Here is a 26,638-nt window from a genome sequence, read left to right as displayed (position 1 = left end):
GTAAAGATGGACACGTCCCGCCTTCTCGACCGCCTTTCCTCAATTATCGGTTCCGAACACGTCCTGACCGACGCGGACCCGGCCCGATATCTCGACGATCGGCGCGGTCTCTATCACGGCCGGGCGCTGGCGGTGGTGCAGCCAGGTTCGACGGACGAAGTGTCCGCCCTCGTGCGGCTGGCGGCCGAGGAAGGCATCCCGATCGTCCCGCAGGGCGGCAACACCAGCCTCGTCGGTGGCGCGGTGCCGGATGAGAGCGGACGCGCCCTCCTCGTCTCGCTGGTGCGGATGGATGCGGTGCGCGCGCTCGATCCCGACGGCAACACGATGATCGTGGAAGCTGGCGCGACCCTGGCCCAGGTGCGGCGCGCGGCGGCAAGTGTGGGACGGCATTTCCCGCTGAGCCTTGCGCCGGAAGAACGCTGCACGATCGGCGGCAATCTGGGCACGAATGCCGGCGGGCTGGCGGTGCTGGCCTTCGGCTCGATGCGCGACCTGACGCTCGGCCTCGAAGTGGTGCTGCCCGACGGGCGCGTCTGGAACGGCCTGCGCACGCTGCGGAAGGACAACACCGGCTACGACCTCAAGAACCTGTTCATCGGCGCGGAGGGCACGCTGGGCATCATCACGGCGGCGGCGCTGAAGCTGTTTCCGCGTCTGACCGCGCAGGCCACGGCGTTCGCGGGCGTGGGTTCGGTGGAAGCCGCACTTGCCCTTTTCCAGCGGGCACGGGCCGCGGCCGGGCCGTCGCTGACGGCGGCCGAATTCCTGCCGCGCTTCGGACTGGAGCTGGCAGTGCGCCTCTCGGGCGCGCCCGACCCGCTGGACGAGCCCTACCCCTATTACGTGCTGCTGGAATTGTCGTCCTCGGTCGACCAGGGGGTGCGGGCGCTGCTGGACGCGGTGCTGGAGGACGCCAAGGCCGTCGGCGAGGTGCAGGAGGCGGTGCTCGCCTCCCGTCCTGCCGAACGGAAAGCTTTGTGGATCCTGCGCGAATCGATGTCGGACGCGCAGAAGCTGGCCGGGGCGTCGATCAAGCACGACGTGTCGGTGCCGGTGGCGGACGTGCCTGCCTTCATTGCCGAGGCGAATGTCGTCGCGCACAGCGTGGTGCCCGGATGCCGGCCGGTGCCGTTCGGCCATCTCGGCGACGGCAACGTGCACTTCAACATCACCCAGCCGGACGGCGCGGACCCGATCGGCTATCTCGGCCGCTGGAGCGAGATGAACGATGCGATTCATGCGGTGGCGGCGCGCTTCAACGGCTCGATCGCGGCCGAGCATGGCGTCGGCCGCCTGAAGCGCGATCTGCTGCCGGGCGTGAAGGATCCGGTCGAACTCGATCTGATGCGGGCGGTGAAGACGATGCTCGATCCTCAGGGGCTGATGAACCCCGGCGCCGTCTTGCCGGAAACCGCCGGCGGCTCTATGCCAGCGGCATGAAAAATCGTCCTGAGATCGGCGTTTCGACGGCGGTGTTCCGCGATGGCCGGGTGCTGCTGGCGCGGCGCGCGGTCGGCGCGCTTCAGAATTTGTGGTCGCTTCCCGGCGGTCGTCTCGAGCATGGCGAGCGGATGGCCGAGGCCGCGCTCCGGGAGCTCGACGAAGAGGTCGCGGTGAAGGCCGAGATCATCGATCTCGCCGGGATCGTCGAGGTGATGCCCCGCGCGGAGGGGCCGCAATTCCACTTCATTGTGATGGCGTTCGCGGCCAATTGGGTGTCCGGTGAACCGCAAACGGGGCCGGAAGCCTCCGACGTGTGCTGGGCAGATCCCGAGACGCTCGACAATCTCGACGTCACCGACGATCTGCACCGCATCGTGGCGAGCGCGGCCAGGCTCGTGGCCGAGCGCGGCCGCACGTGACGATGCGCAAAGCGCCCGTTTTCGTGCTCGGTGCGGCACTGCTGTTGAGCGGACAGGCGCAGGCGCAGGGCTTGTGGGATTTTTTCCGGCAGCGGCCGCGTCAGGAGCAGGCAGCGCCGCCGCCCGCGCCTCCGCAATCGCCCCGCCCGAAACCTGCGGCACCGCCCCGACCCAAGCCGGCCACACCACCGCCGGCACCACCGGCCCCGCCCCGCCCCGTGCCGCCCGCGCCCTATGAGAAGGACATGCAGCGCCTGAGCGAGATCATGGGTGCGCTGCATTATTTGCGCCCGCTGTGCGGCGCCGGCGACGGCGATGTCTGGCGGGACAAGATGAAGGAATTGATGGACGCCGATTCCGGCCCGCAAGACCGGCGCGAGCGTTTCGCGGGAGCCTTCAACAGCGGTTATGACGGCTTCAAACTGACCTATCGCACCTGCACGCCCTCGGCACAGGCCGCGATCCGACGCTATCTGGCGGAAGGCTCCAAGCTGTCGCAGGAGATCGCCACACGGCACGGCTATTGAGCCGGATCAGAGCCGCAGGACGATATCCCCGAGCAGCAGCACGCCGCATCCGGCCAAAGCCAGCCCCGAAGCCACGTTGATCATGCGCAGCCAGCGCCGCCCGATCTGGTGGCGGTAGCGGCTGATGAGCGTGGTGAGACCCAGCACCCAGATGAGGCTGCCCGCCGCGACGGCCAATGTGAGCGTGATCGCGGCGGCGGCGTGCAGCCGATCGTCCGCAAGGTCGTCGATGCCGCTGAACACCGCCGCGATGGCGAACAGGGTGGCGGGATTTGCGACGGCAAGCGCAAACCCCGCCGCTGCCGCCCCAGCCCAGCTGAGGCGCGTATCATTGCGCAGGCCGCCATCCGGATTGACGCGGTGCAGCGCCAGGAAGAGACCGAGCACAATGAGCAGGACGCCGCCCAGAACCTGCACGAGGGATCGCTGGCCCTCCACAAGTTCGGAAATGGCGTTGATGCCGAACGCCGCCACGCCGGCATAGACCGCATCGCCGACAGTCGCGCCGAGCCCGGCCGTGAACGCGGGCCAGAAACCGCGATGGATGGCGCGGTGGATAATCATGATGTTAATCGGGCCGATCGGCGCTGCAACGGCTATGCCGACACCAAGACCGATGCCGATCAGAGACCAGTCGAGCAAACGCACTCCTCCGGCGGCAGAATCAGGGCCGTTGCCCCTGTCTGATTAATCGAGCCGCCCCAGACCCGCAATTCGCGGCTTTCGCCAAAACGCGCTAGGATCGCCTTTCGTTTCGCCTGCCGGAGGATCAACATGCGCCTTGCGCGGACAATCGCCGCTGCCTTCATCATCCTGATGCCGCATATGGCGCTGGCCCAGTCCGGAGAGGACGCTCAATCTCCACCGAATCCGGCCGAAGCCGCGGAAGCGGAAGACGGCGCAAGCAATGCCGCGACGGAGCGCCCCGAGGTGCTGTACGATCCCGGTCTTCTGCCCGAGCCCGTCCGGCGCATGCGCGAACGCATCATCGAGGCGGCCTTGTCCGGCGATCCCGAGAAGATGCGCGCCCCCATCGAGAGCAATGAGATGCCGCCGGTGTTTTCCTTCTCGGAGGAAGCCGGCTCCGACCCGATCGAGGGGCTGAAGAAGACGTCGAGCGACGGCACCGGCCTCGAGATCATGGCCATCTTGTCCGAGGTGCTGGAGGCTGGCTACGTCCATGTCGACAAGGGCACGCCGCAGGAAATGTATGTGTGGCCCTATTTCGCCCAATATCCCATCACCGAGCTGACGCCGGCGCAGACGGTCGAGCTCTACAAGCTCGTGACCTTCTACGACCTTGAGCAGATGAAGGAATTCGGCGCCTACAATTTCTACCGCGTCGGCATCGCGCCGGACGGCGTGTGGCACTTCTTCGTGGCGGGGGATTGAGGGTCCGCCTTCGTACGACCCCATCCCGGTTTACGGCACCCTGTTTGTCTGCGAACATTGCTTCCCACGAGAAGGAAGACGTCATGCCAAACTCAGCACGCGCTCTTCAGAACCTCGATCCCCAGAGCGAGATCGCCGAATTGCGGGCCCTCGTGGCCGCGCATGACGAGGAATTGCGCCAGCGCGATCTGCTGATGCGGGAGGTGAACCACCGCGTCGCCAACAGCCTGCAACTGGCCTCCAGCATGCTGCGCATGCAGGCCCACCAGGAAGCGGACCAGCACACGCGCGATGCGCTGGAGAAGGCCGGGCTTCGGCTGAGCTCGATCCAGCACGTGCACGGACGGCTCTATCGCTCCGGCGACATGCGCACGATCGAGTTCTCGCAATATCTGCGGGAATTGTCGTCCGAGCTGTCGGCCTCGATGCTGCACGAGCGGGAGGAACCCGTTTTCACCATCGAGGTGGATTGCGAGCGGATGCGCCTTCCGACCGACCACGTCTCGAAGCTCGGTCTCGTGGTCAACGAATTCGTGACCAACGCCTTCAAGCACGCGCAGCGCGCCGGGGAACCGTGCCTGATCTGCATCTGTGCGCGAAAGGAAGACGAACAGCGCCTCGTGCTCGAAGTGAGCGATACCGGTGAGGGCCTTCCCGAGGATTTCGACATGGCGCGGGTGCGCGGCCTCGGCATGCGGCTGGTGCGCTTCGTGGCCGGCAGTCTGGGCGGGGACGCCGGCGCCCGCAATCGCGAGGGCCAGCCGGGCGCCGTGTTCTGGGTGAACATCTCGGTCGCCCCGCCGCCGCCGCCCGCCCACGACGAACCGGGCAATTAGGCCCGCACCTCAATCGGCGGCGCAAGGAACCGAAGCGTCGCCGAACGCTTTTCGAGAACGGGGTGCGGCACCGTGCACACGGCGCCATTGTTCATCGAGGAGACGACATGGCTCAGAAGACTCTCGCCGAAATCTCGGAAAAGATGCGGGACATCGATTTCGCAGTGCTCAACACCCACACGGAAAACGGCGCCATCGCCGGGCGGCCGATGAGCAACAACCGCGATGTGGAATTCGACGGCGATTCCTTCTTCTTCACCTATGAGAGCGCGCGCACCGTCTCGGATATCGAGCGCGATCCCAAGGTGTCGCTGTCCTTTGCCGGCTCCAAGGGGCTTTTCGGCAAGCCGCCGATCTTCATTGCCGTCGAGGGCAGTGCCGAACTGATCCGCGACAAGGCCGAATTCGAGGCGCACTGGACCTCGGACCTCGATTACTGGTTTAAGCAGGGCATCGACACGCCCGGCATTGTGCTCATCAAGGTGCACGCCAGCCGCGTCCATTACTGGGACGGCGAGGAAGAGACCGAGCTGACGCTGTAAGCGTCAGCCGCGCGGCAATGTCTCCAGAAAGCGGACGGGTTCGCCCTGCCCGCTTTCGAGCAATTCGTTTTCCCACATGACGCGGCGGCCACGCACCACGGTGCCGACCGGCCAGCCGGTGACCGCAACGCCGTCGTAAGGCGTCCATTGCGCTTTCGAGGCGATCCAGTCGTTCGTGATGGTCTCGCGCCGTTTCAGATCGACAATCGTGATATCGGCGTCGTAGCCCAAGGCCAGCCGCCCCTTGCCGGCGATGTTGAAAATGCGTGCCGGGCCGGCGCTCGACAGATCGACGAAGCGCTCGAGGCTGAGGCGACCGGCGGCGACATGGTTCAGCATGGTGGGCACGAGCGTCTGGACGCCCGTCATACCGGACGGCGATTCCGGATAGGGCTTGGCCTTCTCCTCCAGCGTGTGCGGTGCGTGGTCGGAGCCCAACACGTCGACGACGCCCTGCTCGACGCCCCACCAGATGCCGTCACGATGCGCGGCCGAGCGAACGGGCGGGTTCATCTGCAGCTTCGTGCCAAGCGTGGCGTAAAGCTCATCGGTCAGGGTCAGGTGATGCGGGGTGGCCTCACAGGTCGCGACATCCTTGTGATCGGCAAGGAAACGCATCTCCTCGGCAGTCGAAATATGGAGGACGTGGATACGCGCGCCCGTTTCGCGGGCGATGCGGACGAGGCGTTGCGTGCACATGAGCGCGGCTTCGGCATCGCGCCAGACCGGATGGCTGGAGGGATCGCCCGGCACGCGCAGATTCTTGCGGGCGTTGAGACGCGGCTCGTCCTCGGAATGGAAGGCCGCACGGCGGCGAATGGCGGAAAGGATGTTGCGGACGCCCGCATCGTCATCGACGAGAAGCGAGCCCGTCGAGGAGCCCATGAACACCTTGACGCCCGCGCAGCCCGGCAGGCGCTCCAGCTCTGGCAGATCGGCCACGTTCTCGTGGGTGCCGCCAATGAAAAAGGCGTGGTCGCAATGCATGCGGCCCTTGGCGCGGGCCAGCTTGTCGGCCAGCGCCTCGGCCGTGATGGTGAGCGGATTGGTGTTCGGCATTTCGAACACGGCGGTGACGCCACCCATCACCGCGGCGCGGGAGCCGGATTCCAGGTCTTCCTTGTGGGTCGGGCCGGGCTCACGAAAATGGACCTGTGTGTCGATGACGCCCGGCAGGAGATGGAGGCCGGTGCAATCCACGATCTCGCCGGCGCTGGCCGATGACAGATCGCCAAGGGCTGCGACACGGCCGTCGCGCACGGCGAGATCCGCGCGGTGAACGCCGTCGTGATTGGCGATGGTGCCGCCCTTGAAGATCAGATCGTAATTGCCGGACATGCCATCCCCGCACTTGTGAGCCTCGGGACCCGGAATTACGTTCCGGCGCTCCGGCGCGCAAGGAGGTGCACCATGATGAAAGCCGCTATTCTGACCGATCGCGCCGTGCTGCGCGTGGCAGGCCCCGATGCGCCGCACTTCCTGCACAACCTCGTCACCTCCTCGGTCGAGAGCCTGAAACCGGGCGAGGCGCGCTATTCGGCGCTGCTGACGCCTCAGGGGAAGATCATCGCGGACTTCATCGTGGTTCATGCCGAGGACGGCTATTTGCTCGACGTTCCGACGGCGCGAATCGAGGATTTGAAGAGGCGGCTGACGCTCTACAAGCTCAGAGCCAAGGTTACGTTAACCATCGAAGATTATGTCGTAGCTGCGTTTTTCGGCGATTTCGAAGGCGATGCATTAACCATGGGCGTCGTCGAGGATCCTCGGCTGGCGGCTCTCGGGCGGCGCGCTTTGCTGCCGCGCGACCAGGTGGGCGATCTCATTGCGGCACAATATGCGCAATTGGTGGACGAAGCGGCCTACCACACCCACCGCGTCAGCCTCGGCGTGCCGGAGGGTGGACGCGATTTCGGCTTCGAGGATGCGTTTCCGCACGAGGCCGATCTCGACCAGCTCGGCGGAGTCGATTTCCGAAAGGGCTGCTATATCGGCCAGGAAGTGGTGAGCCGCATGCAGCATCGCTCGACAGCGCGCACGCGCGTGGTGCCGGTGCGGCTATCCGGCCCCGCCCAGCCGGGTGACGAAATCCTGGCCGGAGAACGCAAGATCGGCACGCTCGGCTCGGTGGCGGACGACCGGGCGCTTGCCTTGCTGCGCATCGACCGCGCCGACGACGCGCTTGCGGCGGGTGAACCGATGATGGCCGGCTCCGCGCAGATCGTGCCGGTCAAGCCGGACTGGGCACGGTTCCGCTTCCCCGGCGAGCCTCTGCGCGACGCGGCTCAGTAAAGATCAGCCACGCCCGCGATAATTCGGCACGCCCTGATCCGGCGCCCACACGCCTGCCGGCAATGTGCCGTGCTGCCAGAACACGTCGATGGGGATGCCGCCGCGTGGATACCAATAGCCGCCGATGCGCAGCCAGACCGGCTCGATGGTTTCCACGATGCGCTTGCCGATGCCCACGGTGCAGCTTTCGTGGAACGAGCCGTGATTGCGGAACGAGAACAGGAACAGCTTCAGCGATTTCGACTCCAGCAGGTGCTGACCCGGCAGATAATCGATGACCAAGGTCGCGAAATCCGGCTGTCCCGTCACGGGGCAGAGCGCTGTGAATTCCGGACAGGTGAAACGGGCGATGTAGGCGGTGTCGGAATGCAGGTTCGGCACCCGTTCGAGCACCGCCTCTTCGGGCGCTTGGGGAACGCCGACGCTGTGGCCGAGCTGGAGGTTTTCACTGTTCATGAGGGATCTCTGTGCGGCCCAAGTGGACGGCCGATCGGGTTCTTGAAACGCCGGGCGATTGCTGCGAGGTATCCGTGATGTTCATCACGCCGCACGATCGTTCGGGGTTCCTGGCTGCCGCCATGGACCATTGCGCGGCCCGCACGGTCAAGTCGGCCATCCGGCGGGGCACATCGTCGTGAGTGCCGTGCTTCAGGCAGACGGCAAGGCACGCTGCCGCTGGCCGGGCACGGACCCGCTCTATCTCACCTATCACGACACGGAATGGGGCGTGCCGGAACATGACGACCGGGCGCTGTTCGAAAAGCTGGTGCTGGACGGATTTCAGGCCGGCCTGTCGTGGATCACCATTCTGCGCAAGCGCGAGAATTTCCGCGCGGCGTTCGATGACTTCGAGCCCGAGAAGATCGCCCGCTACGACGCGGCCAAGGTGGCGGCGCTGATGGACGATGCCGGCATCGTGCGCAATCGCCTGAAGATCGAGGGCGCGGTGCTGTCCGCCCGGGCCTGGCTGGAGATCATGGAGCGGGAGCGCGGCTTTTCGGATCTGCTGTGGGGCATAATGGGCGGCCAGCCGGTGCAGAACCGCTTCGCCGATTTTGGCGACGTGCCCACCGAAACCGAACTGGCGCGGACAATGTCGAAGGAGTTGAAGCGGCGCGGCTTCAAATTCTGCGGGCCGACCATCGTCTACGCCTTCATGCAGGCGACGGGCATGGTCAACGACCATCTGGTGGGCTGCTTCCGCCATGAGGAATGCGCGAGGCTGGGACATGGCCATGGCCAATGACGCGCCGCGCGCTTGGCAGCGCATGCTGTCCGGCCGCCGCCTCGATTTGCTAGATCCCTCGCCGCTCGATATCGAAATCGACGACATTGCCCATGGACTGGCGCGGGTGCCGCGCTGGAACGGGCAGACGCGGGGCGCGCACATCTTCTCGGTGGCGCAGCATTCCTTGCTGGTGGAACAGATCAGCCGCGCGCTGAAGCCCAACCTCGCCGACAAATGGCGGCTCGCCATCCTGCTGCACGACGCGCCGGAATATGTGGTCTCCGACATCATCAGCCCGTTCAAGGCGGTGCTCGGCGGCTCCTACAAGGACGTGGAATTGCGCCTGATGCGGGCAATCCATGTGCGCTTCGGCCTGCCGCCCGATCTGCCCGACATGCACCGCAAGGTGATGAAGCGCGCCGATCAGGCCGCCGCCTATCTCGAGGCGACGCGGCTAGCCGGCTTCGAACATGCGGAAGCGGTGAAGTTCTTCGGCCGCCCGGCCGGCGTGCCGGCCGATCCGCAGCTCGATCCCTGGCCTGCAGACACGGCCTCCGAACGCTTTCTGGCCCGTTTTCACGAACTCGTGCCCTGAGCGAACCGCCCACTGGAATGCGGCGGCGCATATTTTGTGGCAGGATCGTGCAGTTCTGCAACGGAGCGGCGATGCTGGCCTGGGACGATTTCAAGCTGGTGAAGGCGGTGGCGGATGCACGCTCGCTGGCCGGCGCCGCCGAGCGGCTCACCGTCAACACCTCGACCGTGTTCCGCCGCCTCGGCACGCTGGAGGCGCGGCTGGGGGCGCGCCTGTTCGAACGCAAGCGCGGCGGCTATTCGCTGACACCCGCGGGCGAGGAGATGGTGGGCCTGGCCTCGCGCATGGCCGATGACGTGGTCGCCTTCGAGCGCCGCATCGCGGGGCAGGACCTGAAACCGTCCGGCGACCTGCGCGTCACCACGAACGACGCCCTGCTCATCAATCCTCTGACCCCGATCCTCGCGCGCTTCCGGCTCGCTTATCCCGACATTCGGCTGGATGTGGTCAGCAGCAACGAGGCGCTCAACCTGTCGCGGCGCGACGCCGATGTGGCGATCCGCGCCACGGCCCATCCGCCGGAAACCCTGATCGGACGGCGCATCGCCGACATCGTGTGGGGCGTCTATGGGCGTGAGGATGAGCCGGAGGCGGAGGCGCTGGAGGAACTGGCCGAGCGGGACTGGGTGCTGCCGAGCGAAAGCCTGACATCCATCCGCATCGTGCGGCGCGTTCGCGACCTCGCTCCGAGGGAGCGGCAGGTGTATGCGCTGAGCACGGTATCCGGCCTGGCGGACGCCATCCAGGCGGGCATCGGCATCGGACCCCTGCCCTGTTATTTCGGCGCGGCGATGGGATTGAAACTGCTGCTGCCCATCGAACGCGACAGCGAAGCCTCGCTGTGGCTGCTGACCCATCCGGACATCAGGGGCAGCGCCCGTGTCCGGGCGTTCCTCGATTTCGTGGGCGGCGAACTCAACCGGCTGAAGCCCGCATTCGAGTGTCGCGACTGATCAGACGCCTTCGTTCGTCCAATTGCGGACGGTGTAGAAGATGTGACGGCCGATCTTCTCCTCCTTCACCATGTCGCGGATCCAGCGGGGACGGACATAGGTGGCGTGGTAGTGCGTCGAGGGGCCGATATCGGGCAGGTAGGCGCCGTTGATCAGAGTGTCGTCGGCGATCTCCTGAGCCTTGGCCCAGGATTCGCGGTCGAAGATGCGGTCGGGAATGCCGTCGCAGGCGAACGAGAACTGGCAGCGGTTGCGCTTGTTCTTGTTCTCGTAGACCACGCCGCACACGTCATCGGGATAATAGGGCGAGCGCGTGCGGTTCATGACGACCTGCGCCACGGCATATTGGCCGCGCTCGGGCTCGCCGCGCGCTTCGAAATAGATCGCCTCGGCCAGGCATTTCCTGGACCGCGCGAGATCTTTCTCCGGCATGTCGATGGTCGAAACGGACGATTTGAAGCGGGGCGCGATCAACGTCGCCGGTGCGACCTCCGCGGGAAAGCTGCCATTGGGCGTCAGCGCCGCGGTGATGAAGACGGGGGTCGGCGTCACCGTGCGGCCGCCCGAGGGCGTGAGCGAACCGGAGCGTGCGGCCTTCGGCGAGGCCTCGGAACGGGCCGCGAATGCAGTGCGCATGGCGGCCGTGCGGGCCATTTCGAGCGGCTGGGCGAACGCGAAGCGGGCGTTGACACCCCGCCCCCGGCTCGGCACGTCCACGAATGCGGGCGATGGCTCGGATGTGATCTCCGGCTCGGCCGTGGCGACGACGAAGCCTGACGAATGGGTTTCCGGGCTTGTCGGCGCGGCGAGATCGAAGGCATCGATCGGCACAGCCTGAATGTTGGGGCGCTGCGGCGCTTCCGTCAGATAGGTGCGCCAGCGGGTGCCGACCGCCGGCTGAGCGTGCCCAAGCGCGGCCGCATCCTGGAAGGCGATGACGCTCGGGAAGAACGCCGTCGCCGTGACCATGAGGCCGAAGGTTACGAGGGCCTGGCATGAAGACCGCATCTGGCCGTTCCAATCCGTCGCGCGTGTCCGGAAAGCCGGAGTGGCGCAAAAGCAACAACGGATTGGTTATCGAGCCTTAAGGTTGAGGCGCGGTTAATTCGCGGCGTTTCGCATTGCGCAACGTGGCCTGCGCCGCCGCCAGACGAGCGATCGGGACGCGATAGGGCGAGCACGAGACGTAGGTCAGCCCCAGTTCCTGGCAGAACGCGATGGAGGCCGGATCTCCGCCGTGCTCTCCGCACAGGCCGATCTTCATGCCGGGCTTGGTCTGCCGCCCGAAATCGGCGGCGATGCGCATGAGCTGGCCCACACCGTCGCGGTCGATCGAGCTGAACGGATCGAAGGGCATGATGCCCTTGAGGATGTAGGAGCCGAGAAACGTGCCGGCATCATCCCGCGACATGCCGAACACGGTCTGCGTCAGATCGTTGGTGCCGAAGGAGAAGAAATCCGCCGCACGTGCGATCTCCGCGGCGCACAAAGCCGCGCGCGGCAATTCGATCATGGTGCCGATGCGATAGCTGAGAGCGGCGCGCATCTCGATCTCGACGGCCCGCGCCGTGGCCTCGATGTGGGACCTGACGAGTTCGAGCTCGCTGCGCATGGACACGAGCGGCACCATGATCTCGACCTCGACGGCGGCTCCGCGCTCAAGGCCGACCTCCACCGCCGCTTCGAAAATGGCGCGCGACTGCATCTCCACGATCTCGGGATAGGCGATGGCCAGCCGGCAACCGCGAAAGCCGAGCATGGGATTGAATTCGTCGAGCTCGGCCTGCCGCCGCTTCATCTTCTCGGCCGACATGCCGAGCGATCTCGCGATATCGGCGGTGTCCTCCTCCGTCTTCGGCAGGAATTCGTGCAACGGCGGATCGAGCAGCCGGACGGTGACGGGCCGGCCCTCCATGATGCGGAAGATGCGGGCGAAATCGCCGCGCTGGACCGACAGGAGCGTGCCGAGCGAGGCGCGGCGGCGGTCCTCGCTCTCGGCGAGGATCATCTCGCGCACGGCGCGGATGCGCGCGGCATCGAAGAACATGTGCTCGGTGCGGCACAGGCCGATGCCTTCCGCCCCGAAGCGATGCGCCACCGAGACATCGCCCGGTGTGTCGGCATTGGCGCGGACGCCAATGTCGCGCACGGCATCCGCCCATTCCAGTACGGTCTCGAAATCGGGCGGCAGTTCCGGCTCGGTCATGGGGGCGGCACCTTCCAGCACCTGCCCCGCCGTGCCGTCGAGAGTAACGATATCGCCGGCCTTCAACTCCATGCCGCCGGCGAACATGACGCCGGCGCGCTCATCGACGCGGATCTCTCCGGCGCCGGTCACGCACGGCTTGCCCAGGCCTCGCGCCACGACGGCGGCGTGGCTGGTGCGGCCACCGCGCGCGGTGAGGATGGCGGACGCGGCATGCATGCCGTGAATGTCCTCGGGCGAGGTCTCGACGCGGACCAGAACGACACGCTGGCCATCCTCGGCAAGACGTTCAGCTTCACCGGGCGAGAAGACGATCCGGCCCCAGGCCGCGCCCGGCGATGCCGGCAGGCCCTTGGCGATCACGCAGCGCTGAAACAGCGGGTCAATGGTGGGATGGAGCAGCTCATCGAGCAGGTTCGGCGCGATGCGAAGCAGTGCCTCCTCGCGGGTCGCAGCACCGCTTTCGACGCGCCGCACGGCGTCTGCGAGCACGCGCTTCGCCCGGGATTGCGGAATTGCCGTGCCGTCCTTGTCCAGCGATGCGCCGGCCATCTGCGTTTCACCCCTTGTCGTTTTCTTTTGTGACCGGCGGATGCCGATCAGACAACGACTTTGCCCGAATATGACGTTCCGCAGATGAACGCGAAACGAACAAACGGCCGGTGCGGGGCACCGGCCGTTGTCTAATCAACGTCGTTCGAACGCCCGATTACTGCGCGGGAGCGCTCGACGGAGCACCCGGATCGGGCTGAGCCGGCGTGTCGGGCTGGATCGGAGCCGACGGCGCGTTGGCCGGGGCGTTGTCTGCCGGCATGGCCGGGGAAGCCGGAGCCGGAGCGGATTCAGTGGTGGCCGCGCGGCCGGTCTCGGCCGGAGCCTCGATGGCGGCCGGCTCATTGCTGGCCGTGTCGGTGTTGCCGCCGAAATAGAGGTAGCCGAGAACGCCGGCGCCAAGCACCAGCGCGGCGACGATGAACCAGGACATGCCACCGGTGCTGCCGCTGGCGGTGTTCACCGTCGTCGTGTGGGGCGTGTTCGGATCGACGCGGGGACGGGCGACGGGATCGTTCGGATCGGTGTAGCTCATGAATTCCTCCTCGGATTGATCGTTTGAAATGTACGGGGTTCGGGGATCAACGCCCCAGAAGCCCGGACAGACCGATGAAGATCAGATAGATCGCCACAATGTAATTCAGCAGCCGTGGCATGATGAGGATCAGCACGCCAGCAAGCAGGGCCACAATCGGCTGCAATGTGACGATATTGATCTCCACGATCTTCATCCTTCCTTCGAGACATCACGCATCTGGTGAGACTCTCCGAAGGTGGAACGTTCAATGTGCGAGGCGGTTCCCGATTATTTGATGCCGGCCGCCTTGATTTATTGCGAACGACAACAAGTACCTGAGTAGTTTTGCGAGGATGGCGGTTGAACTCCGCCCATCCCTGCTGGTTCGCTCACCCCTCGATGCGCGAGAAATCCGCGACGTTTCGCATGGCCGCACGCAGGCGGCCCATCAGCTTGAGGCGGTTCAGCCGCAGTGCCGCATCCTCGGCATTGACGGTAACTTGGTCGAAGAAGGCATCGACCGGCGCGCGGAGCACGGAGAGGGCCTGCATGGCCTCGCCGAACGCTTCGCGATGCACGGCGTCGCGGGCCCGATCCTCGGCGTGGTCGAGGGCCACATAGAGATCGCTCTCCTCGATCTCGGTGAAGGCAGCGGGATCAGGCATGCCCTCGAAGGCACTCTCGCCGTCCTTCTTCTCCTCGGCCTTGAGAATGTTGGCGGCGCGCTTGAAGCCGGCCAGCAGGTTCTTGCCGTCCTCGGAGCCGAGGAAGGCGCCGAGCGCCTCGACGCGGCGGGTGATGAGTACGAGATCGTCCTGCCCGCCGAGCGCGAACACGGCGTCCACCAGATCGTGCCGGGCTCCCTGCTCGCGCAGCTGGACCTTCAGGCGGTCGGCGAAGAAGGCGAGGAGGTCTTGCAGACTCTTTTCGTTCCCAAAGAACTCAGCTGCATCTTCAAGAGCCACAGCCTTCGTCGATCCGGCAAACAGAACAGATTCGCGTTCCAGTGCCTCACTGCCGAACTGATCCGCCATAGCTTCAAGGGTCTGAAGTTGCTCGCTACTATCTCGATAATACGAATGCAGTTCGTGAGCGGAGATTGACGTAGTTAAAATTGAACGTATTTCGATCCGCAACTCGTTGTCCAACACGATCCGGATCACGCCCAAAGCCGCGCGGCGCAGCGCATAGGGGTCCTTCGAGCCCGTCGGCTTCTCGTCGATGGCCCAGAAACCCGTCAGCGTATCGAGCTTGTCGGCAAGCGCAACCGCAATGGAAACCGGCGCGCTGGGCACACGATCGCCCTGCCCTTGCGGCTTCCAATGCTCCTCTATTGCCGCGGCAATCTCTGCGGGTTCGCCCTGCAACAGCGCCAGCTTATGGCCGGCAAGACCCTGCACTTCCGGGAACTCGCCCACCGTCTCGGTGACGAGGTCGGCCTTGGCAAGGCGGGCCGCGCGCTCGGCCGCATCCGGATCGGCGCCGACGAGCGGCGCGATCTCACGGGCCAGGGCCGCGATGCGCTCCACGCGTTCGGCCTGAGTGCCCAGCTTTTCGTGAAAGACGATGTTGTCGAGCTTCTTCGCACGCTCGTCGAGCTTCACGCCGCGATCGGTGTCCCAGAAGAACTTGGCGTCCGACAGGCGGGCACGCACCACACGCTGATTGCCGGCGACGATGGCCGCGCCGCCGTCCGTGGCCGCGAGGTTCGAGACGAGGATGAACTTGTTGGCCAAACGGTCGCCGCGCTTGAGCACGAAGCATTTCTGATTGGCGCGGATCGTGGTGCGGATCACCTCGTCCGGCACGTCGAGGAAGCTTTCGTCGAACGACCCCATCAGCACGATGGGCCATTCGACAAGGCCGGACACCTCGTCGAGCAGTGCGTCGTCCTCGACCAGTTCGAGCCCTTGTGCAAACGCCAGATCGCGCGCGTCATTGCGCATGATCTCGCGCCGGCGCTCGGGGTCGAGCACGACCTTGGCCTTTTCCAGCGCGGGCACGTAGTCGTCGAAACGCTTCACCAATATCTCGCCGGGAGCGAGAAAACGATGACCTCTCGTGACATTGCCCGAGGCGATGCCCTCAACCTCGAAGGGGACGATCTCCGGCTCCTCGTTGTGGGTGCCGAAGGTGCAGAGGATGGATTGCAGCGGCCGCACCCAGCGCAGGGTGCCGGTGCCCCAGCGCATGCTCTTCGGCCACGGGAATGCGCGGATGATGCCGGGCAGGATCTCGGCGATCAGCTCTGCCGCCGGGCGGCCGGGCTTTTCGGTGACGGCGATGTAGAAATCGCCCTTCGGATCGTGCTGCACCCGCGCCTGCTCGATCGAGTCCAGCCCCGCGGCCTTGAGGAAGCCCTTCAGCGCCCCCTCCGGCGCGCCGACGCGCGGACCCTTGCGCTCTTCCCGCCGGTCCGGCTGGCGGCCCGGCAGGCCCTGCACCGTCAGCGCCAGGCGACGCGGCGTGGCAAACGCCTTCGCGCCTTCATAGGTCAGACCCGCATCGACCAGAGCGTCGGTGACGAGCTTGCGCAGATCGTCGGCGGCGCGAGCCTGCATGCGGGCGGGGATTTCTTCGGAGAGGATTTCGAGCAGAAGATCGGGCATGGCGGCCACAGCCATACAGAGCGCCGCAAGAGGTGTCGAGCACGCAGAAGTGCCCTTAAGCATCCCGTTAAGGTTGTAATGGAAGATGATGGGCTCACAGCGGTTCGGAGCCCGGCTTTCGGTGTTTTAAGACCATGTCGCACATTCGCCTGGGGCGCCTTGCCGCGCGGCTGTTCAGTTCTCGGTGGATGGGCCGTCTGATGATCCTCCTGTTCCTGCTGGCCGTCCTTGCTTTTGTCCTCGTGGCGAAGGAAATCGAGCTTCTCGAACATTTCCGCACCTATACGGCGGCGCAGGACCTGCTGGACCTCGAGGAGGTGCTCGCGCTGACGGCGATCTGTGTTGGCGGGTTGCTGCTGTTCGCGCTGCGGCGCGTCATCCTGCAGAAGCGCGAGATCAAACGGCGCGAGGCAGCGGAGAATTATGCGCTCAACCTTGCCTGCCACGATCCGCTGACCGGCCTGCCGAACCGCCGCCATTTCATGGACGCGGTGGACCGCGCCATGACGGAATTGCCGCATGGCGAGCACGTGCATGCCGTGATGCTGATGGATCTCAATTCGTTCAAGGCGATCAATGACATTTATGGGCATCCGATCGGCGACGAATTGCTGATCGAGCTGGGGGGAATGCTGTCGGCGGCGGCCGGCAATGACGGCATGGTGGCCCGCCTCGGCGGCGACGAATTCGCGCTGATGGCGCGCGATCTGGCGAGCCCGGACGAAGCGGCTCGGCTCGGCCGTCGCCTGCTGGCCGTGCTGGAAAAGCCGATCCGCACGGCGCGGGGCGAGCACCGCCTCGGCCTGGGCATCGGCATCGCGCTGGCCCCTCGCGACGGCACCGAGCGGGCCGAACTGGTGCGTAAGGCCGATGTGGCGCTCTATCGCGCCAAGGCGGAGGGGTCCTCGTCGCTGTCGTTCTTCGAGCAGGAGATGGAAGCTCATCTCCGCGAGCGAAGCTATGTGGAACAGGAATTGCGCACCGCGCTCGACCTGAAGAGCATCGCCCCCGCGTTTCAGCCCAGCCTGGATCTCGAGACCGGACAGGTCACGGGGTTCGACGTGGTGCCGCACTGGTCGCATGCGATCCTGGGAGTGATGAGCCCGAAACGCTACGTCTCCGTGGCGGAGGATTCGGGCCTGATCCGCGACCTCACCGAGCAGGTGCTGCGGCAGGCCTGTTTTCAGGCCGCGACATGGCCATCCGAGCTGACATTGTCGTTCCGCCTGGCCGATGCCCTGATGCGCGACCCCGGATTGAGCGCGCGCGTGCTGAAGATCGTCTCCGACACACGGCTCGACCCCGCACGGCTCGAGATCGCCGTCAGCGAAGGCGCGGTGATGCGCGACGTCGACGAGAGCCGCAAGGTTCTCACGCCCCTGCGGCAGGCCGGCGTGAAGCTGGCCCTTGCCAATTTCGGCACAAGCTATGCCAGCATCTGGCATCTGCGCGACCTGCAGTTCGACAAGCTGAAGATCGACCGCAGCTTCATCGAGGATCTCGACCACAATCCCAACAGCGCGGTGGTGGTGCGCACGATCCTGGGGCTTGGCCGCGGACTGGGCCTCGCCATCTCGGCCGACGGCATCGAAAAGCCCGAGCAGCGCGACCTGCTGCACGATCAGGGACTGGAAGAAGGCCAGGGCCGCCTGTTCGGGCGCACCCTCACGGGCGAAGAGGCGATCGCGCTCGTCAGCCGGCAGGCGCTCGGACAGATGCCGCGCTAATGAGCGGGATGCAGGCGGGGATCGAGCGCAAATTGCTCCTGCCCGAGCAGATCGTACGAGCCGGCGGCTTTCGCTGCCACGAAGACGACGTTCCAGCTGTGCCGCGAGACGGCGCTGGGCACCAGGACGAATGCATGCCGTGCCAGAAGATCATCCCCGAACGCCTGCTGCCCTGCGCCGGGAATGCCGGGAACCAGCCAGTTTGGATTGGGCACATCCTCAGGCTGGACCACATGGGCGCGATCCGGGTGCCGGATGCGCGCCGAGGTGAGGATGTGCGGCACGGTGTCGAGCGCCGCGAAGCCCTTATGCACCGCGACTTCCAGAATCGCCGTCGCGGGATCGAGCGCGCAATAGACCGCGCGCATGCCCCGGCTGTTCCAGCGGCCGCCAGCGCGGTAGGCACCCTCACCGCTATCCCAGGACGGGGCGAATCTTTCCGCGTCGAGCCGCCAGAAGATGATATCGGTTCCACCGAGCGCCGCAGGCAGCGGCGTCACACATAGACCCCGTATTCGAGGCGGGTCAGAAGCTCCTCGACCAGTTCGACACCGGCCGGCGTGGCTAGAAGGTCGATGGGGCGTCGGCCGTCGAGCCCGACGGCCGGCTTGTCCAGCCAGGTCTCGGCCTCTTCCTGAGAGCCGAAAACGGACGTGGCGCGCGACAGGACTTCCGCGAACTTCCAGGCCTTGCCGCTCTGCTCCTGGCTGAGCGTCTTGCGCGCCTGTTCCTTGTGCCGCTGGAAAGTGCGCAGGCTCATGCCCACCGCGCGGTCGAGCGAGGCCGTCTTCTGAATGTTGAGGACGCGCAGATTGGCCAGCAGCGCGGTGAAGGCGCGCACCGGCAGGCCATCGAGCAACAGATCGTGCGCGTCGATGGACCGGCTCAGCGTATGCCGCAGCACCGCGGGCCCGCCGAGAAGATCGGCCACCCGGCCAACCTCACCGCGACCGCCGCCTGAAACATCCTGATGCGTCATCTCATCCACCCTGAAGGCATCCGCCATCTGTCGTCGATTAATATGACAGCTGACGCGACGGCTTCAAGGGGCGCGTTTCAGGCCGGAACCGCTTCCGGGGAAATCCCGCCGCCAGCCGCCGTCCTGAGCCAGGCTGCGCCACAGGCCTTGGCCAGTTCGCGCACGCGAAGAATGTAGCTCTGCCGCTCGGTGACGGAGATGACGCCGCGTGCATCCAGCAGATTGAAGACATGGCTGGCCTTGATGCATTGGTCATAGGCCGGCAGCACCATCAGGTGGCGCTCGCCCGCCTCTCCCTTGCCCAGCAGCGAGCGGCATTCGGCTTCCGCATCGCGGAAATGGCGAAACAGCATCTCGGTGTCGGCATGCTCGAAATTGTGCCGGGAATATTCCTCCTCGGCCTGCTTGAACACGTCGCCATAGGTGATGCGGGCTTCGCCCTCACCGCCGTTGAAATTGAGGTCGAAGCCGTTGTCGACGCCCTGCAGATACATGGCCAGACGCTCGAGGCCATAAGTGAGCTCGCCCGCCACCGGGCTGCACTCGATGCCGGCGACCTGCTGGAAATAGGTGAACTGCGACACCTCCATGCCGTCGCACCAGCATTCCCAGCCGAGCCCCCAGGCCCCGAGGGTCGGGCTTTCCCAATCATCCTCGACGAAGCGGATGTCGTGCAGCGCGGAATCGATGCCGATCGCCTTCAGCGATTCAAGATAGAGCTCCTGAAGGTTCGGCGGGTTCGGCTTCAGGATGACCTGAAACTGGTAATAATGCTGGAAGCGGTTGGGATTTTCGCCATAGCGGCCATCTTTCGGACGGCGCGAGGGCTGGACGTAGGCCGCGTTCCAATGCTTCGGCCCCAGCGCACGCAGCGTCGTGGCGGGATGGAAGGTGCCGGCGCCGACTTCCATGTCATAGGGCTGCAGAATGACGCAGCCGCGCTCCGCCCAGAAGGTCTGCAGGGTGAGGATCAGGCCCTGGAAGGATTTGGTGGGGCTGAGGGAGCCCGAGAGGTTCTGAGACATGGCCGGCGCGGTTGTGAAACGGGCCGGCACCCTAGCCAGCGGGCCTTGCGGCGGCAAGCCGCGACGAACTTACGGAGCGGGTCGCCAATCGCCGGTTTCCGGATCGCGCCGCAGAACCGGCCGGTCGTCCGGCGTTTCCGGGCGAATCTCATCAAGCTCGGCATTGATGCGCCGCCATTCCCGACGAGCCCAGCGCGCACCGTAAAGCGTGAGCGCGGCGAGAGCGGCAACTGGCAGAAGGGGTGGCATTCTCCGATTCTCCTTTTATCGGGAGCATTATGCGGGAACACGAGCCAGATCGCAGGGATGTTCCGGTCTCGATGAACGCCGGCTGAACACAGCCCTCAGAACGAGTTCAGCGCTTGCGCGTTAGACATCGTTGCATGGGGCGCACCGTTTCCAACGCCGCGCCCAAGGAGACACAGCATGTTTCGCAAACTTGCCCTGATCGTCGGAGCCGTCGTGGCTCTCGGAGGCGGCGTCGCGGCGACGTCCGCGCCGGCATCCGCCCAGCCGGCAGCCCGCATCGTCGTGGCACCGGCCGAAAATCTCGTGAACGTCCAATATTACGGCGAGCGCTATTATCCGCGCCATCGCGACCGCTATTACGATGACCGCCGCTATCGGGATCGGCGCTACCGCGACTACGGACCGCCGCGTTTCCGTGGCCCGCCGCCCCGCCATTGCGAGCGCGTTGTGGTGCGCAAGCGCGTCTATGGCGAATGGCGCCGCGTGGTGGAGCGTCGCTGCTATCCCCGCCGCTATTATTGATCGACTGCACGTGAACTTCGGGAGGGTGCCTTCGGGCGCCCTTTTGCGTTCAGGCCATGATGATGGGCTGCATGTTCCGGTGAATGGCTTCGGCCTGTTCCGAAAAAGTGCCGTCCTCCCCATTCAGAACGAGCGGCGGCAGAATTCGAAGCGGCGCGCGGCTTCCCTTCGTGCCCTGGGCCAGAACGCGGACAGCCAGCGCATCGGCCGTCGCATGGACGAACCGCAGCGCGACATTGCCGAACCGGCCGTCGAGCGCGGCCAGCAAGGGCGATAGCGCATCCGGCCGATGAATGATGCTGAACGTGCCCCCCGTTCTAAGAATGCGGGCAGCGGCGCGGCTCCAATCCTCGATCAGACCCGGCCCGGCCATATGGGCAAGGGCCTTGCCGTGATCGGGGGAACGGCGACCACGCGCATCGTGGAACGGTGGATTGGCGAGAACGTGATCGACCACCAGATCGGGGAAATCGCTGCCGGGCCGGCCCAGCGTGCAGACGTCTCCGACGCACAGGCGGGTGCGTTCCGACAGGCCGTTCCGCTCGGCATTGCGGCCGGCGAGCGCGGCAAGTCCGGGATCAATCTCGACGAGATGCATGCGCACATACGGAAGCCGTGTGAGAACAGCCAGGCCGGCGGCTCCGACGCCCGCCCCGAAATCGGCGATGTCTTCCCCCTCCCGCGCATCGATCATGGCGGCCACGAGCACGGAATCGCTGCCGGCGCGATGGCCCTTTGCGGGCTGAAACAGCTTGAGGCGGCCGCCGAGAATGGCGTCGTCCGTCAGAGGGTGCTCGGTCATCGCGGAGGACGCAATTCGTGGCCGAGGCCGTTTTCCCGAAGGATGCGGCGCGCGCGATGGATGTGATCCGCCGGCACCAGCACGCGCCGGGCAATGACGCCCAGCGATCCTTCAAGCACGCTCATATTGCCGTCGAACACCGCATGCTCCACACCGTCATCGTCGAGCAGCGACCGGACGAACGATATCAAGACGAGATCGTTGGTACGTAGCAATTCCTCCACCCGAATCACCCCCGTCGTCACGTCCGCGCAACCAATGAATACTTGCCCGCGACAGCAGGCGATGCATAAGGTCCCCAGCACCAGCGTTCAGGAAGGATCCTCGTGGGAGTAGTCATACCGCTTGAAGGCACGCGCCACGATGCCGAATCCGAACTCGATGCGCTGTCCAATCTCGTCGCCGCCGATCTGACACGCGTCAATGAACTGATCCTGTCGCGCACGGGGTCCGACGTTCAGATGATTCCGGAAGTGGCGAACCATCTGATTTCGTCCGGCGGCAAGCGGCTGCGTCCCCTTCTCACTCTCGCGACGGCGCAATTGGCCGATTATGGCGGCGACGGGCATATCCGCCTGGCCGCGGCCGTCGAATTCATGCACACGGCCACGCTGCTCCACGACGACGTGGTGGACGAGAGCGAGATGCGCCGGGGCAAGGCCTCCGCGCGCATGGTGTGGGGCAATCAGGCCAGCGTGCTGGTGGGCGATTTCCTGCTGGGCCAGGCCTTCCGCATGATGGTGGAAGTGGGCTCCCTGCGCTGCCTCGACATCCTCTCCACCGCCGCGACCGTGATCGCCGAGGGCGAGGTGATGCAGCTCGCGGCCGCGAAGAACATCGCGACAACGGAGGATGAATACCTCGCGGTGATCCGCGCCAAGACAGCCGCCCTGTTCGCCGCCGCCTGCGAAGTCGGGCCCGCGCTGACCGGCGCGCGCGACCAGGAGAACGCCTGCCGCGCCTATGGCGCCAATCTGGGCATCGCCTTCCAGCTGGTGGACGACGCGCTCGATTATGGCGGGCGCGAAGCCAAGCTCGGCAAGAAGGTCGGCGACGATTTCCGAGAGGGCAAGATCACCCTGCCCGTCATCTTCGCGGTACGCCGGGGCTCTCCGGGCGAGCGTGATTTCTGGAAGCGCACGCTGGAGGCCGGACAGGCCGACGACGAGGCTCTGGGCACGGCCATCGATCTTCTGCACCGCCATGGCGCCATCGACGAGACCCTGGCGCGTGCCCGCCATTACGGCACCATGGCGCGCGACGCGCTGGCGCTGTTTCCCGACAGCGAGCCCAAGCGCGCAATGCTGGACGTCGTGGATTTCGTGACGGCACGGGCGCGCTGAGCGCCCTTACCGCTTTCAGCGCAGCAGAGTGGGCTTCACCCAATAGGCCGGATGCGCGGCACGGAGGCTGCGCGCGGCGCGCGCGGCTGCGTGGCAATCGTCGAACAGGCCGAACACCGTCGCGCCTGATCCCGACATGCGCGCGAAGCGGCACCCTTCAGTCCCGGCAACGGCTTCCAGCGCTTCGCTGATCTGCGGTGAGAGCGCCCTCGCCGGCGGTTCAAGGTCGTTCACGTCATCGTTCAGGAGGCCGAGCAAGGCCTCGAACCCGACGGCAAAATCCGGATCGAAACTCGGCCGCGACGGGCCCGGCGCGCCGGGCTTGAGTTTGAGCGCGCGGAACACGTCGGCCGTGGACAGGTGAACACCCGGATTGACCAAGACCGTGTAAAGCGGCGGCAGCGCCATGGGCGCGCTGACCTCTTCACCACGACCACCGAACATGCGGGCGCTGGGCGTCAGGCAGACCGGCACGTCCGAGCCCACTTCGGCGGCCGCCTCGGCGATGCGGGGATCGGCGATATCCAGCCCGTTGAGCTGCGCCAAAAGGCGCAAAGCGGCCGCGGCATCCGACGAACCGCCGCCGAGGCCGGCCGCGACCGGGAGACGCTTCTTCAGAGTGAACCGGCCAAGGCGGAGGCCCGGCACCCGCTCTTCGAGAGCGCGGCCCGCGCGAATGACCAGATTGTCGCTGTCCGGCCCGGCCGCTGCAGCCGTTGGACCATCGATGTCGAGGCCGAAGGAGCGCTCCGGATCGAGCGCGACGAGATCGCACGTGCCGGCAAACGCCACGAGGCTTTCAAGCTCGTGATAGCCGTCGATGCGGCGGCCGAGCACCCGCAAGGTAAGGTTGATCTTCGCGGGTGCGCGCGCGGTCAGGTTCACGCCGGCAATTTCCTGTGGTGCGGGTGTCAGGTCAGTTGCGGCCGGTGGCCGGCTCGCCGGGTGTCGGAACGTCAGCCCGGCTGTCCTTTTCGGTCCCCACCGGATTCTCTGGAGGCGATGCCGGCGCGGGAGAAGGAGGCGGCACGGGCTCGCCGCGTTCCGCCGCACGCTGGGCGGCGATCTCGGCCTCGACGGGCTCCAGCCCTTCCTTCAGCTTGCGCTCGATGGGACCGCGCTTTTCATCCTCGATGTCGAGCGAGAGCGCGTGCAGCCATTGGAAGCGGGCTTCCAGCTTGCGGTCGGTCTTCCAGTAGACGTCGCCGAGATGGTCGTTGATTTCCCAGCTCTGCGGCTTCTGCTCGACGGCGCGTTCCAGCTCGGTCGTGGCCTCGGCGTATTTGCCGAGTCGGTAATAGGCCCAGCCCAGGCTGTCGATGATGTCGCCATCGTTGGGGCGCAGGTCGACGGCCTTCTTGATCAGCTCCAGGCCCTTGTCGATGTGCATGCCGCGATCGACCCAGGAATAGCCGAGGTAATTGAGCACCACGGGCTGCTCGGGATCGAGCTCGTTCGACTTGACGAGATCGGCTTCGGCGCGCGGAAAATCCTTGCCGGCGTCATAGGCAACACCCCGCGCGAAGAAGAGCGCCCAATCCGATTTCTTCGCCTCGCCCTCGATCAAGGCCACGGCCTTGGAGAAGGTCTCGGCGGCGGCGGGGTAATCCTTCTTGCGGTGCAGGAGGTTGGCCAGCGCGACGATCGCGTCGCGATCCTTCGGATCTTCGGCGATCAGGGTGCGCAGCCGCGTTTCGGCTTCCGCCTCGCGATTGTCCTGCGCAAGGTTCGCCGCGATCTTCAGATCGACGTCCTCGCTGAAGCCCGAAGATTTCGGCAGGACCTCGTACAGACGAATGGCCTCGGTGTGCTGGCCGAGGTTTTCCTGCACGTCCGCCAAGGTCAGCAGCGCGAGCTCGTGCTCCGGCTTCAGATAGAGCGCCAGATTGAGATAGATGAGGCTGAGTTCCACCGCATCGCGATTGGCGAGCTGGCCGAACACGAACAGGATCTCGGCAATGCCATCGGCGGGAGACGTCGCAACCGGCGGCAGCTTCCTGTTTTCTTCCAGCGCCTTGATCGAGGCGTTCAGAAGGGCATTGCGGGGCGTCTGCTCCGATAGCGCGCGGTAGACCGCCAATGCATCATCACGCTTGCCGGCACGGGCCAGGCTGCGCGCATAGGCGTCCACGATGACGTACATGGACTGATCGGTGCGGTAGGCCGCAGCGAGCCGTCGGTCAGCCTCTTCGAACCGGCCCGACGCTTCGGCGATCAGGCCGCCATGCAGATCACGGAACAGCTGCGACAGCTCGCTTCCCGTCAGGCCATCGAGCGTACGCAGCGCCCTCGCAGGCTCCTTAGAGCCCTGCCACGCCCAGGCGGAGGTGATGATGCCGATGACATCCGGCACCGAGTTGCGCGGGACCTTGCCCAATTGCGTGCGCGCGGTGACGTAATGCCGCTTCTTGATGGCCTGCGCCGCGAGCGCGAGACGCGCCCAGCGATTCGTCGGGTCCATGGTCACGATGCGCTCGGCCAGCGGAAACGCGCCCTCGACATCGCCGCTTGCCAGCGACAGGCGCATGGTTCGGTCGAGCAATTCAGGATTGCCGGGATCGGCCTTCAGCGCGGCGCGCAGGTAGATCGCGGCGGAGCGAATGTCGCGATCGGCCGCGGCAGACCGCCCCGAGAGGTAATTGCCCATGATCGATGGGCCCGGCTCGGGAAGACCGGCATCCGCCGATTCACGAGCGAAGACAGGTGCGGCAGCCAGAGCGCCAGTCACAAGCGCCGTGGATACGGCCAGACAGATGCGGAATTTCACCAACGGCCCTCGAATGGTGGATGGAGCGGCGTTCGGCTCCCGCCGGTCGATCTATGGAAAGACGGCCTTCATGGCTTTTTATCGTCGGACGCCCCGTGTTCCAAGCGCAAACCGAAATGCGAGGCCGGCGCGCCGGGCGAACCACCCCTACCTTTATCCCTTTGGCGGAGCCGTTCACCTCAATCCGGCGTGATCCCGGCGCGGAAGCGCGATAGAAAGAAGGGATGACCCATCCGCACGCCTCTCTTCCGGCCGAAGACGCCGCACGCCTCCTGGCGTGGTACGTGGAGATGGGCGTCGATCTGGCCATGGCCGAAGAAGGCTGGGACAGGTTCGTGCCGGTGGACACGGCACCTCTGCCCACGGCTTCCGCGCCCGAAATCACCGAATCACCGGCCTGGCCGCGGCCGCGCGAGGAAGCGGCGCCCGTGCCCAGCGCGGCGCTGGTGCGGCCACAGGACGAGCTGATCGCCGACGCCCGTTCAGCCGCGAGCACCGCGACATCCCTCGACGAGTTGCGCGCGCTGCTGGAACGCTATGACGGCATTTCCCTGAAGCGCAGCGCCACCCAGCTTGTCTTTTCCGACGGCAACCCCGATGCGCGCATCATGCTGGTGGGCGAAGCGCCGGGACGCGATGAAGACCGCGAGGGCCGGCCCTTCGTGGGCCGCGCGGGGCAATTGCTGGACCGGATGCTGACGGCCATCGGACTGGACCGCAACGCCGTCTACATCGCCAATATCGTGCCCTGGCGGCCTCCGGGGAACCGAACGCCAACGCCGCAGGAAACCGAACTCTGCCTGCCCTTCATCCGGCGGCAGATCGAACTTGCAAACCCCGATATCCTCATCCTGCTCGGTGGCTCGGCGGCCAGCAATCTGACCGGAGTGAAGGAAGGTATCCTCAGGATGCGCGGGCGCTGGATGGATTATTCCACGGGCACACGGACGATCCGTGCCCTGGCCACGCTGCACCCCGCCTACCTGCTGCGCACGCCCTTGCAGAAGCGTCTGGCCTGGCGCGATTTCCGGGCGTTGAAAGAGGAAATCGCCAAGCTCTGAAACGAAGGGTTGCTCCCGTCCTTTCTTCGCCCATTGAACCTCCGGGCGG

General features: G+C 65.8%; 29 protein-coding genes and 1 pseudogene. 14 read left to right on the top strand and 16 right to left on the bottom strand.

Annotated elements, in window-relative coordinates; genetic code table 11:
- The first annotated feature begins 6 nt into the window (after nucleotides 1–6).
- Genes ACQ6S1_RS14845 through ACQ6S1_RS14835 form a run of 3 tightly spaced genes read left to right on the top strand, consistent with a single transcriptional unit; the run spans nucleotide 7 to nucleotide 2,392 of the window.
- Nucleotides 7–1,443 (top strand): FAD-binding oxidoreductase, encoded by a 1,437-nt coding sequence (locus ACQ6S1_RS14845; RefSeq protein ID WP_445041977.1) that lies wholly within the window; start codon nucleotides 7–9, stop codon nucleotides 1,441–1,443.
- The gene (locus ACQ6S1_RS14840) at nucleotides 1,440–1,865 is read left to right on the top strand and encodes an NUDIX hydrolase (protein ID WP_445041976.1); all 426 of its coding nucleotides are present in this window, start codon (nucleotides 1,440–1,442) and stop codon (nucleotides 1,863–1,865) included. The genes ACQ6S1_RS14845 and ACQ6S1_RS14840 overlap by 4 nt, the downstream gene beginning before the upstream one ends.
- A 2-nt stretch (nucleotides 1,866–1,867) precedes the next feature.
- Nucleotides 1,868–2,392 carry a TIGR02301 family protein gene (locus ACQ6S1_RS14835; protein WP_445042039.1) on the top strand — a complete coding sequence of 175 codons (525 nt, stop codon included), beginning with the start codon at nucleotides 1,868–1,870 and terminating at the stop codon, nucleotides 2,390–2,392.
- Between the two features lie 6 nt (nucleotides 2,393–2,398).
- Here ACQ6S1_RS14835 and ACQ6S1_RS14830 read toward each other — a convergent pair whose 3' ends face one another.
- Complete coding sequence (locus tag ACQ6S1_RS14830; protein WP_445041975.1) at nucleotides 2,399–3,034, bottom strand: LysE family translocator; 636 nt, start codon at nucleotides 3,032–3,034, stop codon at nucleotides 2,399–2,401.
- Between the two features lie 132 nt (nucleotides 3,035–3,166).
- Between ACQ6S1_RS14830 and ACQ6S1_RS14825 the strand changes: the two genes are divergently transcribed.
- The 3 genes from ACQ6S1_RS14825 (at nucleotide 3,167) to ACQ6S1_RS14815 (ending at nucleotide 5,162) form a co-directional block, all read left to right on the top strand.
- Nucleotides 3,167–3,784 (top strand): hypothetical protein, encoded by a 618-nt coding sequence (locus ACQ6S1_RS14825; protein WP_445041974.1) that lies wholly within the window; start codon nucleotides 3,167–3,169, stop codon nucleotides 3,782–3,784.
- Between the two features lie 83 nt (nucleotides 3,785–3,867).
- Entirely contained in the window at nucleotides 3,868–4,620 is a 753-nt protein-coding gene (locus ACQ6S1_RS14820) for a sensor histidine kinase (RefSeq protein ID WP_445041973.1), read from the top strand.
- Between the two features lie 107 nt (nucleotides 4,621–4,727).
- Complete coding sequence (locus ACQ6S1_RS14815; RefSeq protein ID WP_445041972.1) at nucleotides 4,728–5,162, top strand: pyridoxamine 5'-phosphate oxidase family protein; 435 nt, start codon at nucleotides 4,728–4,730, stop codon at nucleotides 5,160–5,162.
- Between the two features lie 3 nt (nucleotides 5,163–5,165).
- Here ACQ6S1_RS14815 and ACQ6S1_RS14810 read toward each other — a convergent pair whose 3' ends face one another.
- Entirely contained in the window at nucleotides 5,166–6,500 is a 1,335-nt protein-coding gene (locus ACQ6S1_RS14810) for a dihydroorotase (RefSeq protein WP_445041971.1), read from the bottom strand.
- Nucleotides 6,501–6,575: 75 nt separating this feature from the next.
- On the opposite strand from ACQ6S1_RS14810, the gene ygfZ reads away from it, so the two are divergent.
- Nucleotides 6,576–7,454 carry a CAF17-like 4Fe-4S cluster assembly/insertion protein YgfZ gene (gene ygfZ, locus ACQ6S1_RS14805; protein ID WP_445042038.1) on the top strand — a complete coding sequence of 293 codons (879 nt, stop codon included), beginning with the start codon at nucleotides 6,576–6,578 and terminating at the stop codon, nucleotides 7,452–7,454.
- A gap of 3 nt (nucleotides 7,455–7,457) precedes the next feature.
- On the opposite strand, the gene queF is transcribed toward ygfZ, so the two are convergent.
- Nucleotides 7,458–7,910 (bottom strand): preQ(1) synthase, encoded by a 453-nt coding sequence (gene queF / locus ACQ6S1_RS14800; RefSeq protein ID WP_445041970.1) that lies wholly within the window; start codon nucleotides 7,908–7,910, stop codon nucleotides 7,458–7,460.
- Nucleotides 7,911–8,082: 172 nt separating this feature from the next.
- Between queF and ACQ6S1_RS14795 the strand changes: the two genes are divergently transcribed.
- From ACQ6S1_RS14795 to ACQ6S1_RS14785, 3 genes are all read left to right on the top strand, one after another.
- Nucleotides 8,083–8,700 (top strand): DNA-3-methyladenine glycosylase I, encoded by a 618-nt coding sequence (locus ACQ6S1_RS14795; protein ID WP_445042037.1) that lies wholly within the window; start codon nucleotides 8,083–8,085, stop codon nucleotides 8,698–8,700.
- Entirely contained in the window at nucleotides 8,690–9,277 is a 588-nt protein-coding gene (locus ACQ6S1_RS14790; RefSeq protein ID WP_445041969.1) for an HD domain-containing protein, read from the top strand. Before ACQ6S1_RS14795 ends, ACQ6S1_RS14790 begins: the two co-directional genes overlap by 11 nt.
- Nucleotides 9,278–9,348: 71 nt before the next feature.
- Nucleotides 9,349–10,230, top strand: a complete 882-nt coding sequence (locus ACQ6S1_RS14785) for a LysR family transcriptional regulator (protein ID WP_445041968.1) — start codon at nucleotides 9,349–9,351, stop codon at nucleotides 10,228–10,230.
- On the opposite strand, the gene ACQ6S1_RS14780 is transcribed toward ACQ6S1_RS14785, so the two are convergent.
- The 5 genes and pseudogenes from ACQ6S1_RS14780 to glyS all read right to left on the bottom strand — a co-directional run bounded on the left by ACQ6S1_RS14780 (nucleotide 10,231) and on the right by glyS (nucleotide 16,114).
- On the bottom strand, nucleotides 10,231–11,238 hold the full coding sequence (locus ACQ6S1_RS14780; RefSeq protein WP_445041967.1) for a cell wall hydrolase: 1,008 nt from the start codon (nucleotides 11,236–11,238) through the stop codon (nucleotides 10,231–10,233).
- Between the two features lie 76 nt (nucleotides 11,239–11,314).
- A pseudogene (locus ACQ6S1_RS14775) lies at nucleotides 11,315–12,937 on the bottom strand (putative PEP-binding protein); the annotation flags it as partial.
- 208 nt (nucleotides 12,938–13,145) lie between these two features.
- Complete coding sequence (locus ACQ6S1_RS14770) at nucleotides 13,146–13,523, bottom strand: hypothetical protein (RefSeq protein ID WP_445041966.1); 378 nt, start codon at nucleotides 13,521–13,523, stop codon at nucleotides 13,146–13,148.
- A 46-nt stretch (nucleotides 13,524–13,569) separates the two neighbouring features.
- The gene (locus tag ACQ6S1_RS14765; protein ID WP_445041965.1) at nucleotides 13,570–13,719 is read right to left on the bottom strand and encodes a DUF3096 domain-containing protein; all 150 of its coding nucleotides are present in this window, start codon (nucleotides 13,717–13,719) and stop codon (nucleotides 13,570–13,572) included.
- Nucleotides 13,720–13,894: 175 nt separating this feature from the next.
- Complete coding sequence (gene glyS, locus ACQ6S1_RS14760) at nucleotides 13,895–16,114, bottom strand: glycine--tRNA ligase subunit beta (RefSeq protein ID WP_445042036.1); 2,220 nt, start codon at nucleotides 16,112–16,114, stop codon at nucleotides 13,895–13,897.
- Nucleotides 16,115–16,248: 134 nt separating this feature from the next.
- Here glyS and ACQ6S1_RS14755 point away from each other — a divergent pair, with 134 nt between their 5' ends.
- A complete protein-coding gene (locus ACQ6S1_RS14755; protein WP_445041964.1) occupies nucleotides 16,249–17,841 on the top strand; it encodes a putative bifunctional diguanylate cyclase/phosphodiesterase in 1,593 nt (530 codons plus the stop codon).
- On the opposite strand, the gene ACQ6S1_RS14750 is transcribed toward ACQ6S1_RS14755, so the two are convergent.
- The 4 genes from ACQ6S1_RS14750 to ACQ6S1_RS14735 form a co-directional block, all read right to left on the bottom strand.
- Nucleotides 17,838–18,341, bottom strand: coding sequence for an RES family NAD+ phosphorylase (locus ACQ6S1_RS14750; protein WP_445041963.1), 504 nt, complete (start codon nucleotides 18,339–18,341; stop codon nucleotides 17,838–17,840). The genes ACQ6S1_RS14755 and ACQ6S1_RS14750 overlap by 4 nt on opposite strands.
- A complete protein-coding gene (locus ACQ6S1_RS14745) occupies nucleotides 18,338–18,820 on the bottom strand; it encodes an Xre family toxin-antitoxin system antitoxin (RefSeq protein ID WP_445041962.1) in 483 nt (160 codons plus the stop codon). The genes ACQ6S1_RS14750 and ACQ6S1_RS14745 overlap by 4 nt, the downstream gene beginning before the upstream one ends.
- A 77-nt stretch (nucleotides 18,821–18,897) precedes the next feature.
- On the bottom strand, nucleotides 18,898–19,845 hold the full coding sequence (locus tag ACQ6S1_RS14740; protein WP_445041961.1) for a glycine--tRNA ligase subunit alpha: 948 nt from the start codon (nucleotides 19,843–19,845) through the stop codon (nucleotides 18,898–18,900).
- Between the two features lie 69 nt (nucleotides 19,846–19,914).
- Complete coding sequence (locus tag ACQ6S1_RS14735; protein ID WP_445041960.1) at nucleotides 19,915–20,094, bottom strand: hypothetical protein; 180 nt, start codon at nucleotides 20,092–20,094, stop codon at nucleotides 19,915–19,917.
- A 177-nt stretch (nucleotides 20,095–20,271) separates the two neighbouring features.
- On the opposite strand from ACQ6S1_RS14735, the gene ACQ6S1_RS14730 reads away from it, so the two are divergent.
- The gene (locus tag ACQ6S1_RS14730) at nucleotides 20,272–20,616 is read left to right on the top strand and encodes a hypothetical protein (RefSeq protein WP_445041959.1); all 345 of its coding nucleotides are present in this window, start codon (nucleotides 20,272–20,274) and stop codon (nucleotides 20,614–20,616) included.
- 49 nt (nucleotides 20,617–20,665) lie between these two features.
- On the opposite strand, the gene ACQ6S1_RS14725 is transcribed toward ACQ6S1_RS14730, so the two are convergent.
- Both ACQ6S1_RS14725 and ACQ6S1_RS14720 read right to left on the bottom strand, forming a co-directional pair.
- On the bottom strand, nucleotides 20,666–21,418 hold the full coding sequence (locus ACQ6S1_RS14725) for a tRNA1(Val) (adenine(37)-N6)-methyltransferase (RefSeq protein ID WP_445041958.1): 753 nt from the start codon (nucleotides 21,416–21,418) through the stop codon (nucleotides 20,666–20,668).
- The gene (locus tag ACQ6S1_RS14720) at nucleotides 21,415–21,642 is read right to left on the bottom strand and encodes a putative signal transducing protein (protein WP_445042035.1); all 228 of its coding nucleotides are present in this window, start codon (nucleotides 21,640–21,642) and stop codon (nucleotides 21,415–21,417) included. The genes ACQ6S1_RS14725 and ACQ6S1_RS14720 overlap by 4 nt, the downstream gene beginning before the upstream one ends.
- A gap of 102 nt (nucleotides 21,643–21,744) precedes the next feature.
- Between ACQ6S1_RS14720 and ACQ6S1_RS14715 the strand changes: the two genes are divergently transcribed.
- Entirely contained in the window at nucleotides 21,745–22,761 is a 1,017-nt protein-coding gene (locus ACQ6S1_RS14715; protein ID WP_445041957.1) for a polyprenyl synthetase family protein, read from the top strand.
- A gap of 15 nt (nucleotides 22,762–22,776) precedes the next feature.
- Here ACQ6S1_RS14715 and ACQ6S1_RS14710 read toward each other — a convergent pair whose 3' ends face one another.
- The gene (locus ACQ6S1_RS14710; protein ID WP_445041956.1) at nucleotides 22,777–23,646 is read right to left on the bottom strand and encodes a 4-(cytidine 5'-diphospho)-2-C-methyl-D-erythritol kinase; all 870 of its coding nucleotides are present in this window, start codon (nucleotides 23,644–23,646) and stop codon (nucleotides 22,777–22,779) included.
- A gap of 31 nt (nucleotides 23,647–23,677) precedes the next feature.
- Complete coding sequence (locus ACQ6S1_RS14705) at nucleotides 23,678–25,528, bottom strand: tetratricopeptide repeat protein (RefSeq protein WP_445041955.1); 1,851 nt, start codon at nucleotides 25,526–25,528, stop codon at nucleotides 23,678–23,680.
- Nucleotides 25,529–25,752: 224 nt separating this feature from the next.
- Here ACQ6S1_RS14705 and ACQ6S1_RS14700 point away from each other — a divergent pair, with 224 nt between their 5' ends.
- Entirely contained in the window at nucleotides 25,753–26,589 is an 837-nt protein-coding gene (locus ACQ6S1_RS14700; RefSeq protein WP_445041954.1) for a uracil-DNA glycosylase, read from the top strand.
- Nucleotides 26,590–26,638: the final 49 nt, after the last annotated feature.

It is taken from the genome of Terrihabitans aquatilis, assembly GCF_052542005.1.
This window is presented reverse-complemented; position numbering and strand designations above follow the sequence as displayed.